The sequence below is a fragment of the Stenotrophomonas sp. YJH_SMC_130 genome (assembly GCF_059369035.1).
Map to the genome: position 1 here is coordinate 287,086 of NZ_JCAFSH010000001.1, position 14,735 is coordinate 301,820.

General features: G+C 66.5%; 10 protein-coding genes, 3 tRNA genes and 1 pseudogene. 6 read left to right on the forward strand and 8 right to left on the reverse strand.

The genetic code is table 11. The features are described 5' to 3' along the window. Window positions 1-31: 31 nt before the first annotated feature. Together AC5P5V_RS01455 and rnr are read right to left on the reverse strand one after the other, a co-directional pair. Window positions 32-514 (reverse strand): GFA family protein, encoded by a 483-nt coding sequence (locus AC5P5V_RS01455; protein ID WP_061480658.1) that lies wholly within the window; start codon window positions 512-514, stop codon window positions 32-34. Between the two features lie 94 nt (window positions 515-608). Continuing rightward, window positions 609-2,837: pseudogene (rnr, locus tag AC5P5V_RS01460) on the reverse strand (ribonuclease R); the annotation flags it as partial. Window positions 2,838-3,202: 365 nt separating this feature from the next. Between rnr and AC5P5V_RS01465 the strand changes: the two are divergent. Both AC5P5V_RS01465 and AC5P5V_RS01470 read left to right on the forward strand, forming a co-directional pair. Beyond that, window positions 3,203-3,287 (forward strand) — tRNA-Leu (locus AC5P5V_RS01465). 157 nt (window positions 3,288-3,444) lie between these two features. Next, a tRNA-Leu gene (locus AC5P5V_RS01470) sits at window positions 3,445-3,529 on the forward strand. A 56-nt stretch (window positions 3,530-3,585) separates the two neighbouring features. On the opposite strand, the gene AC5P5V_RS01475 is transcribed toward AC5P5V_RS01470, so the two are convergent. Beyond that, a complete protein-coding gene (locus tag AC5P5V_RS01475; protein ID WP_134969114.1) occupies window positions 3,586-4,332 on the reverse strand; it encodes a sulfite exporter TauE/SafE family protein in 747 nt (248 codons plus the stop codon). A 99-nt stretch (window positions 4,333-4,431) separates the two neighbouring features. Here AC5P5V_RS01475 and AC5P5V_RS01480 point away from each other — a divergent pair, with 99 nt between their 5' ends. Both AC5P5V_RS01480 and AC5P5V_RS01485 read left to right on the forward strand, forming a co-directional pair. Continuing rightward, window positions 4,432-5,331, forward strand: coding sequence for a LysR family transcriptional regulator (locus tag AC5P5V_RS01480; RefSeq protein WP_134969115.1), 900 nt, complete (start codon window positions 4,432-4,434; stop codon window positions 5,329-5,331). A 50-nt stretch (window positions 5,332-5,381) separates the two neighbouring features. Continuing rightward, window positions 5,382-5,466: transfer RNA gene (locus AC5P5V_RS01485), tRNA-Leu, on the forward strand. Window positions 5,467-5,623: 157 nt separating this feature from the next. Here AC5P5V_RS01485 and emrB read toward each other — a convergent pair. Genes emrB through emrR form a run of 4 tightly spaced genes read right to left on the reverse strand, consistent with a single transcriptional unit; the run spans window position 5,624 to window position 10,347 of the window. After that, on the reverse strand, window positions 5,624-7,213 hold the full coding sequence (gene emrB / locus AC5P5V_RS01490; RefSeq protein WP_134969116.1) for a multidrug efflux MFS transporter permease subunit EmrB: 1,590 nt from the start codon (window positions 7,211-7,213) through the stop codon (window positions 5,624-5,626). 7 nt (window positions 7,214-7,220) lie between these two features. After that, window positions 7,221-8,402: a multidrug efflux MFS transporter periplasmic adaptor subunit EmrA gene (gene emrA, locus AC5P5V_RS01495; RefSeq protein WP_061480663.1), complete on the reverse strand. Its 1,182-nt coding sequence runs from the start codon at window positions 8,400-8,402 to the stop codon at window positions 7,221-7,223. Window positions 8,403-8,413: 11 nt separating this feature from the next. Further along, a complete protein-coding gene (gene emrC / locus AC5P5V_RS01500) occupies window positions 8,414-9,907 on the reverse strand; it encodes a multidrug efflux transporter outer membrane subunit EmrC (protein WP_495215796.1) in 1,494 nt (497 codons plus the stop codon). Continuing rightward, window positions 9,904-10,347 (reverse strand): multidrug efflux system transcriptional regulator EmrR, encoded by a 444-nt coding sequence (gene emrR, locus AC5P5V_RS01505; RefSeq protein WP_005415875.1) that lies wholly within the window; start codon window positions 10,345-10,347, stop codon window positions 9,904-9,906. The genes emrC and emrR overlap by 4 nt, the downstream gene beginning before the upstream one ends. 172 nt (window positions 10,348-10,519) lie before the next feature. Between emrR and AC5P5V_RS01510 the strand changes: the two genes are divergently transcribed. Both AC5P5V_RS01510 and parC read left to right on the forward strand, forming a co-directional pair. Continuing rightward, entirely contained in the window at window positions 10,520-11,401 is an 882-nt protein-coding gene (locus tag AC5P5V_RS01510) for a helix-turn-helix domain-containing protein (protein WP_181357922.1), read from the forward strand. 59 nt (window positions 11,402-11,460) lie between these two features. After that, complete coding sequence (parC, locus tag AC5P5V_RS01515) at window positions 11,461-13,704, forward strand: DNA topoisomerase IV subunit A (protein ID WP_061480666.1); 2,244 nt, start codon at window positions 11,461-11,463, stop codon at window positions 13,702-13,704. Window positions 13,705-14,128: 424 nt separating this feature from the next. Here the strand turns inward: parC and bfr are convergent, their stop codons facing one another. Then, window positions 14,129-14,617: a bacterioferritin gene (gene bfr / locus AC5P5V_RS01520; RefSeq protein WP_005415872.1), complete on the reverse strand. Its 489-nt coding sequence runs from the start codon at window positions 14,615-14,617 to the stop codon at window positions 14,129-14,131. Window positions 14,618-14,735: the final 118 nt, after the last annotated feature.

Sequence of the window (14,735 nt, forward strand, 5' to 3'; positions counted from 1 at the left end):
AGCCGAGCATGGGCTCGGCTCTACACAAACCTCACCGGCTGCGCGGTGGCCAGTGCGGCGTGTCGTGGTCGGGGTGCTGGTGGGACACGATCGTGGCCAGGAAGTCCAGGGCTGCGATGTCCTGCTCGGTACGCCGTACCGGCAGTCTGGCCAGGCTGTCGACGAAGGGCAGCTTGCGTTCGACCCCGTACTGGATCGTCGGTGGCAGGCGTTCGGGTTCGTCGAACGCGCCGGCAGCCACCGCCACGCCATCGGGCGCTTCGTAGGTCAATGGCGTGCCGCAGTCGGCGCAGAAGCCACGCCGCACCACGTTGGACGACTGGAAATAGCGCGGCTGGCCGCGGGTCCAGCTGAACTGCACACCGCGTACCGACACCAGCGGCGCGTAGTAGGCGCCGAAGGCCTTCTGGCACATGCGGCAGTGGCAGATCGAGCTGTCGGTCAGCGCGCCACGCACGTGGAAGCGGATCGCGCCGCACTGGCAGCCGCCGCTGTATTCGGGTTGGCCTTGCATGCGATGTCTCCTGGTGGTGCCGGCCGCTGGCCGGCAACCCGTCGGTGCCGAGGGTGCCATGGATGCCGGCCAGCGGCCGGCACTACCACGGTCATCAATATTTCTCTTTCTTCCGCTTGGCCGGCTTGCCCCGCTCAGGCAGCGGCGGCAGGCCATCGCCCTCGTCCTCACCCTTGTGTTCCACCAGGCGGAAGTCGATCTTGCGTTCTTCCATGCTGGCCTTCAGCACCAGGATGCGCACGCGGTCACCCAGCCGGTAGCTGCCGCCGCGGCGCTCGCCGGTCAGCGTCTTGCGGGTCGCGTCGAACTTGTAATAGTCCTGCGGCAGCTGGGTCACGTGGACCAGACCCTGTACCTTCGACTCGTCCAGCTCGACGAACAGGCCGAAGCTGGTCACGCCGCTGATCACGCCGTCGAACTGGCCGCCCACGTGCTTTTCCATCCACGCCGCGCGGTAACGCTCGTCGACCTCGCGCTCGGCCTCGTCGGCACGGCGCTCACGCTCGGAACACTGCAGCGCCAGCGCGGCCATCTCGCGGGCGTTGTAGGTGAACTTGTCCAGCGGCTTGCCGGACAGCGCATGCTTGATCGCGCGGTGCACCAGCAGGTCGGGATAGCGACGGATCGGCGAGGTGAAGTGCGCGTAGGCCTCCAGCGCCAGGCCGAAGTGGCCGTGGTTCTCCGGGCTGTAGATCGCCAGGCTCTGGCTGCGCAGCAACACCGACTCCAGCAGCGTCGCATCGGGGCGGTCGCGGATCTTCTTCAGCAGCTTGGTGTAGTCACCCGGGCGCACCTTCGACCACGGCGGCAGGCTCAGCTTGAACTCCTTGAGGAATTCCAGCAGGTCGGCGTACTTGGTTTCCGGCGGCTTCTCGTGGATGCGATACGGGGCCGGCACGTGGCGCGACAGCAGGTACTTCGCCGCCTCGACGTTGGCCGCGATCATGCATTCCTCGATCAGCTTGTGCGCGTCGTTGCGCACCAGCATGCCGGCCCGGGTGACTTCACCACGGTTGTCCAGCACGAAGCGCACTTCACTGCTTTCGAACTCGATGGCACCGCGCTTGGCGCGCGCCTTGGACAGCACCTTGTACAGCTGGTGCAGGCGCTGCACCTGCGGCAGCAGGTCACCCATCCAGGCCTTGGTATCGGCATCGTCCTCGCCCACCGCCTTCCACACCTGGGTGTAGGTCAGGCGCGCGTGCGAGTTCATCACCGCCTCGTAGAAGCGCGAATGCGTGACCAGGCCTTCGCGGTCGATCTGCATGTCGCAGACGAAGCACATGCGGTCGACCTTCGGCATCAACGAACAGATGCCGTTGGAGAGCGTCTCCGGCAGCATCGGCACCACGAAGCCGGGGAAGTAGACCGAAGTCGCACGCTTCTGCGCTTCCTCGTCCAGCGGCGTGCCGGGGCGGACGTAGTTCGAAACATCGGCAATCGCCACCACCAGGCGGAAACCGTCGGCATTCGGCTCGCAGTACACCGCGTCGTCGAAGTCCTTGGCATCCTCGCCATCGATGGTAACCAGCGGCGTGCTGCGCAGATCGACGCGGTCACCGATCATTGCCGGTTCGACCACCAGCGGCACCGAGGCCGCTTCATCCAGCACCTCCTGCGGGAACTCGAACGGCAGCTCGTGACCGTGGATGGCGGTCTCCACCACCAGCGATGCGGTCAGCTTGTCGCCGAGCACGGCGATGATGCGGCCGATCGGCGGACGGCGGCTGTCCGGGGCCTGGGTCAGTTCGCAGACCACCAGCTGGCCATCACGCGCGCCCCCGGTCTGGTCCGGCGGTACTTGCACGTTGCGCTGCACGCGCTTGTCATCGGGTACCACGTAATTGATCCCCATCTCGACGCTGAAGCGGCCGATCAGGCGGGTCATGCCGCGCTCCAGCACGCGGGCGATGCTGCCTTCGCGGCGGCCACGGTGATCGATGCCGGTCACTCGGGCCAGCACCTTGTCACCGTGCATGACCTTGCGCATTTCATACGGCGGCAGGAACAGGTCGTCGCCGCCCTCGACCGGACGCAGGAAACCGAATCCTTCCGGGTTGGCGATCACCACGCCGGTGACCAGGTTCAGGGTCTGGATCGGGGCGAAGCCGCCTCGGCGGTTCTGCACCAGCTGGCCATCGCGGACCATGGCGCCGAGCCGGCGCGACAGTGCTTCGGCACGGTCCGGGGCGGTCAGGCCCAGGCGTGCGCCCAGTTCCTCGGCGGTCTGCGGCCCTTCGCAACGCTCCAGCAGGGCCAGGATGGCCTCGCGGCTGGCGATGGGCTGTTCGTATTTCTCGGCTTCGCGGGCGGCATAGGGATCGTCGATCACCTTGCCGGTCGGCGGCAGCTTGCGGCCCGGGGCCGGGCCGGGTGCTGCCGCATCAGCGGTGCGAACCTTGCGGCCGCGTGGCGGCGCACCGCCTTCATTCAATTCGGGGAACCAGCCTGGCAGCGGCTTGCCCGGCTTGGTGGTGCGGGCTGCGCCCGCCTTCGGGCCCTTCTTCGGGCCTTGGCTGCGGGACTTGCTCCCGCCCTTGCTTGGTTTTTTGGTAGTCATCGCCCTACATGGTAGCCGTTGATGGCGTGCAGAACGGGTCAGCGCCCGCCCTGGAGGCGTTGGATGAAATAATTTCAGGAAGTCGTTGACAGCTCCCGGATTCATCTTCACAATTGCGCCTCTGGAACGCCCAGGTGGCGGAATTGGTAGACGCACTAGTTTCAGGTACTAGCGGGTAAAACCGTGGAGGTTCGAGTCCTCTCCTGGGCACCAACGAAAAAACTCCTCGCTTCGGCGGGGATTTTTTTTGCCTGCGATCCAGCGCGGGAACGCCCCTTCCTTGAGCAGGACACCGCGAGGCGCTGTTCGGAATGTCTTCACCAAGGTGTTGACACCTCCGTAACAACAGCCCATAATTTCGCTCCTCGACGCCCAGGTGGCGGAATTGGTAGACGCACTAGTTTCAGGTACTAGCGGGTAAAACCGTGGAGGTTCGAGTCCTCTCCTGGGCACCACGTCGAGAATGAGAAAGACCCGCGAAAGCGGGTTTTTTCATGCCGGGAATTTGGCATCAGAACAATGGCCGCAGCACCAGCTCCAGGCCGAGCAGCAGCAGGAAGCCAAGGAAGCACGCCCGAAACACCCGTGCGCTGATGCGCTGCCGGATCACCTGCCCCAACCACATGCCCAGCAGCGCCGGCAGCACCGCCAGTGCACTCAGCCCCAGCTGCTGGATGCCGAACGCACCGTGCAGCACCAGGCCGGTGGTCAGCGAAATCGTCGACACGGTGAACGCCAACCCGAGCGCCTGCACCAACTCTTCGCGCTGCAACCCCAGCGACTGCAGGTACGGCACCGCCGGCATCACGAACACGCCGGTGGTGCCGGTCACTACGCCGGACAGCGCGCCCACCAGCGGCCCCAGCCAGCGCTCGCGCCGCTGCGGCACGCGGAACACCGGCGCAAGCAACGCATAGGCGGCATAGACCATCAGGGCCACGCCCAGCGCAACCCGCGACCCGCTGCGATCGACCCGTACCAGCAACGCTGCCGAACCCAGCGTCACCACCACCACGGCCAGCATCATCGGCCACAGGCGCCGCACGATGTGGCCCAGTGACGGCCCGGACAGCAGCTGCCACGCATTGGTGACGAAGGTCGGGATGAACAGCATCGACGCCGCCGCCACCGGCGACAGCGCGCCACCGAGCAGGCCCATCGCCACCGTCGGCAGCCCCATGCCCGTCACGCCCTTGACCACGCCGGCCAGCACGAACACCACCACCAGCAACCCATAGAAGTACATCGATTCATTCATGCCTTCATTGGATCGGGCCGTCGCCCGGCGCACAATGCGGTCTTCCCGGCCCACCCTTCGGCTGACCCGAAGGCTCGGGCGTTGCGACGAGGGCATCACATGCGGATGGACATCGCCGACCTGCGGCTGTTCCTGGCGATTGCCGAGGCGGGCAGCATCACGGCCGGCGCAACGCAGGCGAACCTGGCACTGGCTTCAGCCAGCGAACGCCTGCGCACGATCGAAGCCGACGCCGGCACCGCGTTGTTGAACCGGCACCCGCGTGGCGTCAGCCTGACCGAAGCCGGCGCCGCCCTCGCCCACCATGCACGCCTGATCCTGCAACAGCAGGCGCAGCTGCGCGGCGAGCTGCAGGCATTCGCGCACGGCGCGCGTGGCACCCTGCACCTGTATGCCAACACCGCTGCGCTGACCAACTACCTGCCCCCGCGGCTGGCACCGTGGCTGGCCGAACGCCCGCGCCTGCACGTGGAACTGCTGGAGCGCACCAGCCCCGAAGTCGTGCGTGCAATCAGCGCTGGCCAGGCCGAGGCCGGCATCATCAGTGATGCGGTTGACGCCACCGGCCTGCAGCAGCATGTGGTGGCCGAAGATCCGCTGGTGATGCTGCTGCCTGCCGATCACCGGTTTGCATCACTGCGCAGCGTGACCTTCGCCGATGCCGCCGGCGAGACCTTCGTTGCCCTCGCCGATGGCAATGCGCTTCAGATCTACATCGAAGACCAGGCCCGCGACATCGGGCGCCGCCTCGATGTGCGCATCCGCATGAAGACCTTCGAGGGTGTCTGCATCATGGTCGGCCACGGCATCGGTGTCGGCATCGTGCCGCGGAGCATCGCGCGCCAGCATCGACGCAGTACGCATACCGTTGCGGTGCCGCTTGCCGATGCGTGGGCACAACGCCGCCTGTGCGCCTGTTTCGCCGGGTGGGCGCAGCTGTCACCGGCGATGCGCAGCCTGCTGCACCACCTGGGCGTGCAACCGCAGAAAAAAGTGTGAAATGTTGTTGACACACTCTCTGCCGTGCCGCACAATTCCTCTCCTGAGTCGCCCAGGTGGCGGAATTGGTAGACGCACTAGTTTCAGGTACTAGCGGGTAAAACCGTGGAGGTTCGAGTCCTCTCCTGGGCACCACGACTCAAGATGATCAAACCCGCGAAAGCGGGTTTTTTCGTTTCCGGGATTCGGGAACCCACACGACCCCGGGATCCATCCACGCATGGCGTGGATCTACCAAAAGAAAAACCCCGCCTTGCGGCGGGGTTTTCTGCGTTTCAACGCCAATGGTCGATCAATGCCCACCGCCCGCGGACGCCGCACCCGCGCCTGCGCCGAACGGCGGCTTGGCCAGCCACAGGAAGGTGATGATCGCCAGGAAGATCCAGCCCAGCAGGAAGAAGATGTCGTTGAAACCCATCTGCGATGCCTGGTGATTGATCATGTTGTTCAGTACCGCCGCGCCATGTTGCAGGTCGCCCCGCCCCATTGCAGTGACCTGCTCCTGCATGCCCGGCTGATAGGCCGAGATGTGCTCGGTCAGGTCGGCATGGTGCACCTGGGTACGCCGCGCCCACAGCCACGTCGTCAGCGAGGCCGCGAAGCTGCCGCCCAGCGTGCGCAGGAACGTCGCCAGGCCGGAGCCCGCCGCGATCTCGCGCCCATCCAGGTCCGACAGCAGGATCTGCAGCACCGGCATGAAGAACAGCGCCACGCCAATACCCATGATCAGCTGCACGCCGGCCACGTGCATGTAGTCCACCTGCAGGTTGAAGTTCGAGCGCAGGAAGCTGGTCATCGACAGCACGATGAAGGCCACGGTGGCCAGCATCCGCATGTCGAAGCGCGACGCATACTTGCCCACAAACGGCGTCATGATCACCGGCAGGATGCCGATCGGCGCAGTCGCCAGGCCTGCCCAGATCGCGGTGTAGCCCATGTCACGCTGCAGCCACTGCGGAATCAGCAGCGCCACGCTGAAGAACGCCGCATAGGCCACCACCATCGCCAGCGTGCCGGCACGGAAGTTGCGGTGCCGGAACAGCTTCAGGTCGACGATCGGATCCTTGTCGGTCAGTTCCCAGATCAGGAACACCGTCAGCGTCACCACCGCCACGCAGGCCAGCACCACGATCTTCATCGACGAGAACCAGTCCTCGTCGTTGCCCAGGTCGAGCACCAGCTGCAGCGCGCCGACACCAATCACCAGCGTGATCAGGCCGACGTAGTCCATCTTCGGCTTCTCGATCTGCTCCGGGCGTCCCTTCAGCTGGTTGCCCACCACCAGCGCGGCGAAGATGCCCAGTGGCACGTTGATCAGGAAGATCCATTCCCAGCTGTAGTTGTCGGTGATCCAGCCACCGAGGATCGGGCCGCAGATCGGCGCCACCACCGTGATCATCGCCAGCAGTGCCAATGCCTGCCCGCGCTTCTCACGTGGATAGATCGAGACCAGCAGCGACTGCGTGATCGGGTACATCGGGCCGGCCACGAAGCCCTGCAGCGCACGCGACACCACCAGCATGCCCATGCTCTGCGCAAGGCCGCACAGCAGCGAGGTGATGACGAAGGCGAGGGTCGCCCAGACGAACAGTTTGCGTTCGCCGAAACGGCGGCTGAGCCAGCCGGTCAGCGGCAGCGCGATGGCCGTGCTGACCGCAAACGAGGTGATGACCCAGGTCGCCTGCTGCGAACTGGCGCCGAGGTTGCCGGCGATGGTCGGCAGCGAGACGTTGGCGATGGTGGTGTCGAGCACCTGCATGAACGACGCCATCGCCAGGCCTACGGTGCACAGGGCGACGCTGGGCGGCAGGAACCCGGAGGCCGCAGCCGGCGCCGCCGGTGCGCCCGGAGCGCCGGGCGCGGCTGGAGCTTGTGCGGACATGGCGACCTCAGCCCACCTTCGCCTGCTGCTGCGGCAGGTTGCCTTGGATGATCGTGTGGATCACCTCGTCGGCATCATGCAGCTGCTTGGCATACACGTCGGTGTCGAACACCGTGCCCTTGGCCGGGGTGCTCGGCAGCACTTCGCCCTTCTGGTCGCGCAGGCTCACTTCGGCCTTCATCGACAGGCCGATGCGCAGCGGGTGCTCGGCCAGCTGCTTGGCATCGATGGCGATGCGCACCGGTACGCGCTGCACGATCTTGATCCAGTTGCCGCTGGCGTTCTGTGCCGGCAGCAGCGAGAACGCCGAGCCGGTGCCCAGGCCCAGGCTCTGGATGCGCCCCTTGTACTTCACGTCGCCGGCGTACAGGTCCGACTTCAGCTCCACTTCCTGGCCCAGGCGCATGTGGCGCAGCTGGGTTTCCTTGAAGTTGGCCTCGACCCACATCTGCTCGGTCGGCACCACGGCCATCAGGGCATTGCCCGGCTGCACGCGCTGGCCGACCTGCACCGAACGACGGGCGACGTAACCGGAGACCGGTGCAACGATGCCGGCGCGGGCGTTGTTGAGGAAGGCCTGGCGCAGCTGCGCAGCGGCGGCCTGCACGTCCGGCTGGGTGGCGATCACGGTGTCGTCGACCAGCGCGCGGTTGCGCTCGACGGTCTCGCGCGAACCGGCCACGGCCGCTTCGGCCGCGGCCAGCTCGTCGCGGGCGTGGGCCAGTTCTTCGTTGGAGATGGCGCCGGTGGCGGCCAGGTCCTTGCGGCGGGCGTAGTCTTCGCGCACGCGCTTCAGGGTCACCTGGCGGGCGTTCAGGTCCGCCTGCGCGCCTTCCACGCTGCGGTACAGGCCGCGGGTCTGGCGCACGGTCTTGGCCAGGTTGGCTTCGGCCTGCTGCAGCGCCACTGCGGTGTCGGACGGGTCCAGCTGCACCAGCAGCTGGCCGCGCTCCACGCGCATGCCGTCATCGGCATTGATGGCGACCACGGTGCCGGCCACCAGCGGGGTGATCTGCACCTGGTTGCCCTGCACGTAGGCATCGTCGGTCTCTTCGAACCAACGGCCGAACATGAAGTACCACAGCGCCAAAGCGGCAAGCAGCAGCACGACGATCACGAACAGGCCGCGCAGCAGGTGGCCGCGGCGGTTGGGGGCGGCCGGGGCCGCGGTGTCTTGGGTCTGGCTCATGTCGGAGATCTTCAGGAATGCGAGGAATCGGAATGGGAGGCGATCGGTGCGCGGTCGGCGTCAGTGGGCTGGAAACCACCGCCCAGCGCCTTGCTCAGGCGCACCGAGGACTGCACCTGCTGCGACTGCAGGCCGGCCAGCTGCTGCTGCGACTGCAGCAGGGTGGACTGCGCGGTCAGCACGTCCAGGTAGCTGCCGATGCCGGCGCGGTAGCGCTGCTGGGCCAGGTCGAAGGCAGCGCGTGCGGTGTCCACCGCCTGCTGCTGCGACTGCGCCTGCTGTGCCAACGAGCGCACCGCGTTGACCTGGTCGGCCACATCACGCAGCGCATCGAGCACGGTCTGGTTGTAGTTGGCCACCGCCAGGTCGTACTGCGCATCGGTATTGGCCAGGTTGGCGCGCAGCTTGCCGCCCTCGAAGATCGGCAGGCTCAGCGCAGGGCCGATGTAGGCGAAGGTGGAACTGCTCTTCAGCAGGTCGCCCACATTCGGGGCGACCACGCCGGCCAGCGCGGTCAGGTTGAAGCTCGGGTAGAACTTGGTCTTGGCGACCTTGATCTGCTTGTCGGCCGCTTCCACGCGCCAGCGTGCGGCGACGATGTCGGGGCGACGGCCGAGCAGTTCGCTGGGCAGCACGCCCGGCAGCTGCAGCGCCATCGGGTTCAACGGCTGCGGGCGCTGGATCGACAGGCCACGGTCCGGGCCCTTGCCGACCAGCGCGGCCAGTGCGGTGCGGGCCGCGTCGATACGCTGCTGGGCGGCCTGCACCTGCTGCTGCGCGGCCGGCACACGGGCCTCGGCCTGGCGCACCTGCAGATCATTGTCGATGCCGGCGCTGCGGCGCTGGCGGGTCAGTTCAAGTGACTTCTGCGAACGGGTCAGCTCTTCCTCGGCTACGTCGTTGAGCTGCCACGCGTAGGCCAGATCGGCATAGGCCTGGGTGATGCCAGTGGACAGGTTCAGGCGCGCGGCCTGCGCTTCAACGGTGGCGGCATGGGCGCCGTCCACGGCGGCTTCCCAGGCGGCGCGCTTGCCGCCCCACAGGTCCACGCCATAACTGAAGTCGAAGGCAACCTGGCTGCTGCCGCCGTAACGGCCGCCCATCTCGCTGCCGACCATCGATTCGGGCAGGCGCAGGCCGGTGTAGCCACCGGACACCGACAGGCTCGGCAGTTCGTCGGCACGTGCGGTGCCGACCTGGGCCTGGGCCTGGCGCAGGCGGGCATCGGCGGCGTCGAGGCTCGGGTGGCCGGCCAGGCCCTCTGCGACCAGCGCGTCCAGCTGCGCATCACCCAGTGCCTTCCACCAGTCCTGCGCCGGGAAGCCAGTGGCGCTCAGGTCGGTGTCGGCCAGGGTGCGTTCGCTGTGCAGGCTGTCCACGTCAAGCACGTGGCCCTGCGGGTTGAGGCCACGACTGCTGGCGCAGGCGGCCAGGGCCAGGGCCAGCGCTGACACCAGCAGCGCGCGCCCGGACCGGCGGAGAGTGGAATGCGGGATCGGGTTCATGGGGTCGTCAGTGAATCGCGGATTCGGGTAAGGAGGGACAGCAGCAGCGTGCGCTCGTCGGCGGAAAGATCACGCAGGGCGTAATCCATCACCGCGTCGCCACGCAGCTTCAAGCGCGCCCACAGCGCGCGGCCTTCGTCGGTCAGCACGATCTGCAATGCCCGCCGGTCCTGCGCATGCGGTTCGCGGCGGACGCAGCCCAGCGCTTCGAGCTTGTCCAGCAGCCGGGTCACCGCGCTGGGCACCTGATCGATGGCCTGGGCCAGTTCGTTGGCGGTGCACGGCGCCATGTTCGAAAGCACCTTCAACCCGATGTAGTGGGTGAAGCCGATGCCCAGATCTTCTTCAGCCATGGACGCGTCGAGTTGGCGGACCAGGCCGTCGCGCACCTGGCGCAGCAGCAGGCCGAAGCTGGGGGGAGTGGTTGCAGGACAGATCATGGGGGAGCATTCTCTTCCAAAAAAAATATTTCTCAATGGAAATATTCGATCTGGCATCGAATGCTGTGTTGCAGCAGTGGGCTGGATCAGTGAAGGCGCCTACCTTAATGACCTGGTCAGGTGGCCCGGTAGTACAATCCAGCCAATGGATGACACATTTCAGCCAGCAGACATGATGAACAAGGCAGAAATCCCTACCCCCAAACGCCTGCTCAGGGACGAAGCACTGGACTGGTTCGAGCGCAACGACGGTCCCCCGGTGGTTGGTTTCCGCTTCGACAGCCCGCAAGGGCTGGTCCGTGAAGTGGATTGGCATCATCACCAGCGCGCGCAGCTGATCTGCGTCGAGCGCGGCCTGCTGACCACCCGTACCTCGCACGGCACCTGGTCGCTGGCGCCGGGCTCGGCCGGCTGGATGCCGCCGCTGGAGCCGCACACGGTCACCCTCGACGGACCCCTGCGTGGCTGGGGCATGGCGCTGGCAGCTCCGGTCTGTGCCACCCTGCCCTCCGATCCCTGCGTGCTGGGCCTGTCCAAGCTGGCGCAGGCGCTCGCCGACCGCATCTGTGACTGGCCACCGGGCTACGACACCACCTCCGAACGCCAGCACATCATCGAGGTGCTGGTGGACGAGATCCGCACAGCGCCACGCCAGCGCATGCACCTGCCGATGCCGCATGACCGGCGCCTGCTGAAGATCGCCTCGCAGCTGCTGGCCGACCCGTCCGACGAACGCAGCCTGGCCGAATGGGCGCACTGGGCCGGCCTGTCACCGCGCAGCCTGACCCGCCACTTCCGCGACGAGACCACGCTCAGCTTCGCTCAGTGGCGGCAGCAGGCCCGGCTCTCCGAAGCCCTGCGCCAGTTGACCGATGGCCGCAGCGTCGCCGACATCGCCCACGCACTGGGCTTCAGCAGCGCCAGCGCCTTCGTCACCGTGTTCCGCCGCCACTTCGGGCTGCCACCGGGGCGCTACCTGGCGCGGGCCGGCCACGGCCTGGAAACCGGGCTGGACCCTGCGCGCGGCTTGGCATCCCCCGCCGCATCCGGATAATCACAGGATTGCGAGCGGCGACCACCGTCGCCGCCTCCCGACATAGGTAACAACGCCGCATGACCGAACTTGCCCGCCCCGTGTTCCACGGATTCGAACAACTGCCGCTGCGCGAGTACGCCGAACGCGCCTACCTCGACTACTCGATGTACGTGGTCCTGGACCGTGCCCTGCCGTTCATCGGCGACGGCCTGAAGCCAGTGCAGCGCCGCATCATCTATTCGATGAGCGAGCTGGGCCTGAATGCCGCGTCCAAGCCGAAGAAGTCCGCACGCACCGTCGGTGACGTCATCGGTAAGTACCACCCGCACGGCGACAGTGCATGCTACGAAGCACTCGTGCTGATGGCGCAGCCGTTCTCGTACCGCTACCCGCTGATCGAGGGCCAGGGCAACTTCGGCTCCAGTGACGACCCGAAGTCGTTCGCGGCGATGCGTTACACCGAATCCAAGCTGACCCCGATCGCCGAAGTGCTGCTGGGCGAACTGGGCCAGGGCACCACCGACTGGGCCCCGAACTTCGACGGCACCCTGCAGGAGCCGACCTGGATGCCGGCGCGGCTGCCGCACCTGCTGCTCAACGGCACCACCGGCATCGCCGTGGGCATGGCCACCGACGTGCCGCCGCACAATCTCAACGAGATCGTCAGCGCGCTGCTGCACCTGCTGGACAACCCCGACGCCAGCGTGCGCGACCTGTGCGAACACGTGCAGGGCCCGGACTACCCGTCCAGCGCCGAGATCATCACCGCGGCCAATGACCTGCGCAACATCTACGAGACCGGCAACGGCAGCGTGCGTGCACGCGCGACCTTCACCAGGGAAGCCAGCAACATCGTGATCACGGCGCTGCCGTTCCAGGTGTCGCCGTCGAAGGTGATCGAGCAGATCGCCGCACAGATGCGCGCCAAGAAGCTGCCGTGGCTGGAAGACATCCGCGATGAATCCGACCACGCCAACCCGGTGCGCGTGGTGCTGGTGCCGCGTTCGAACCGGGTCGACGCCGACCAGCTGATGGGCCACCTGTTCGCTACCACGGACCTGGAGCGCAGCTACCGCGTCAACCTCAACGTGATCGGGCTGGACGGCCGTCCTCAGGTGAAGAACCTGAAGATGCTGCTCAGCGAATGGCTGACCTTCCGCAGCAACACCGTCACCCGCCGCCTGCAGCACCGCCTGCAGAAGGTCGAGCGCCGCCTGCACCTGCTGGAAGGCCTGCTGGTCGCCTTCCTCAACCTGGACGAGGTGATCCACATCATCCGTACCGAAGACGAGCCGAAGGCCGCGCTGATCGCGCGCTTCGGCCTGTCCGAGGAACAGGCCGAGTACATCCTGGAAACCAAGCTGAAGCAGCTGGCCCGCCTGGAGGAAATGAAGATCCGCGGCGAGCAGGATGAACTGGCCAAGGAGCGCGAGAAGATCCTCGGCATCCTCGACAGCAAGGCCAAGCTGAAGAAGCTGATCCGCGATGAACTGACCGCCGACGCCAGGAAGTTCGGCGACGCACGCCGTTCGCCGCTGGTGCAGCGTCAGGCGGCGCAGGCCATCGACGAGACCGAGCTGGTGCCGAGCGAGCCGATGACCGTGGTGCTGTCGGAGAAGGGCTGGATCCGTGCCGCCAAGGGCCACGACGTCGATGCATCTGCCCTGTCCTACCGTGAAGGCGACGGACTGCAGGGCGCGGTGCGCGCACGCAGCACCCAGCAGGTCGCGTTCCTCGACAGCGAGGGCCGCGCCTACTCGACGCCGGTGCACACCTTGCCCTCCGCGCGTGGCAATGGTGAACCGCTGACCGGCCGCTTCTCGCCGGCACCGGGCACCAGCTTCGTGACCCTGGCCAGCGCCGAGCCGGACACCCGCTTCGTGCTGGCCTCCAGCCACGGTTATGGCTTCGTCACCCGCTTCGAGAACCTGATCGGCCGCAACAAGGCCGGCAAGGCGATGCTGAACCTGTCGGCCGGTTCGTCGGTGCTGACCCCGTCGGCAGTGGCCAACGTCGCCACCGACCGCATCGTGGCAGTGACCAGCTCCGGCAACCTGCTGGCGATCGCCGCCAACGACCTGCCGGAACTGGACAAGGGCAAGGGCAACAAGATCATCGAGATCCCGAAGGCCAAGCTCGCCACCGAACGCGTGGTCGCCATCGTGGCGATCAGCCCGGGGCAGACCCTGCAGGTACGCGCCGGCCAGCGCACGATGGGGCTGAAGTTCAACGAGCTCGACGCCTACCTCGGCGCCCGCGCCACCCGCGGCCACCTGCTGCCGCGCGGCTGGCAGAAGGTGGAAGGGTTGTCGGTGGAGTGAGGAGCACGGGGGTCGGATCCCTTTCCACCGGAAAGGGCTCTGACCCCGGACACCGCCCCTGGCAGGTGTCAACCTTGGTTGAGGTGGGTGTCAACCTTGGTTGACACGCATTACCCCGGTACACGCCAACCTCGGTTGGCAATTTCCAAGCCAATGGGATCAGAGCCGTTTTCGTCGAAAACGGATCTGACCCCGGACACGAAAAAGCCGGGGCATTCCCCGGCTTTTTCGTTGTCGGCTGGCGGGCGGTGGAGCGGCTGGCGGGCGAAGGCTGGCTGGCGGTGCTCCGGTGCTGGTGGGCGACAGAACTTTTGTAGAGTCGAGCCGGGCTCGACTCGGATCCAACAGCAGCCGAGCATGGCTCGGCTCTACATGAAGCGAGGCAGCCGAGCATTGGCTCGGCTCTACAAAAAGCGGTGCCGGCTCAGTGCGCCGGGGCGCCGCTGCCGTCGATCTTGCTCAGCTGGTACAGCTCCAGGCCGATGCGCTTGATCAGGCCCAGCTGCTGTTCCAGCCACCAGGCATGGTCTTCTTCGGTGTCCTTCAGCTGCGCCAGCAGGATGTCGCGGCTCACGTAGTCGCCCTTCTCCTCGCACAGCTTCATGCCGGCGGCCAGATTGTTCCGAACGGCGTATTCAGTGTCGAGATCCTTCTGCAGCATCTCCTCCACGGTCTTGCCCGGCTCGGTGGCATGCGGGCGCATGTCCGGGTCGCCACCCAGGAACAGGATCCGGCGCAGCAGCGCATCGGCGTGCTGGGTTTCCTCTTCCATCTCGTGGTTCAGGCGCTCGTACAGTGCGAACAGGCCCTGATCCTCGTAGCGGCGGGAATGGATGAAGTACTGGTCGCGGGCAGCGAGCTCGCCGCGCAGCAGTTCCTTCAGGCAGGCGATGACGTCCGGGTTGCCTTTCATGGGGGGCTCCTGTGAATCGATGCGGCATAGGGTGCCGCATTTCAGAATACGGTGATCTAATCGGAATCAGTCGCAGTTGCGCCTGCGGCTACAATCGGCCCACGAGTTCGGAAAGGAC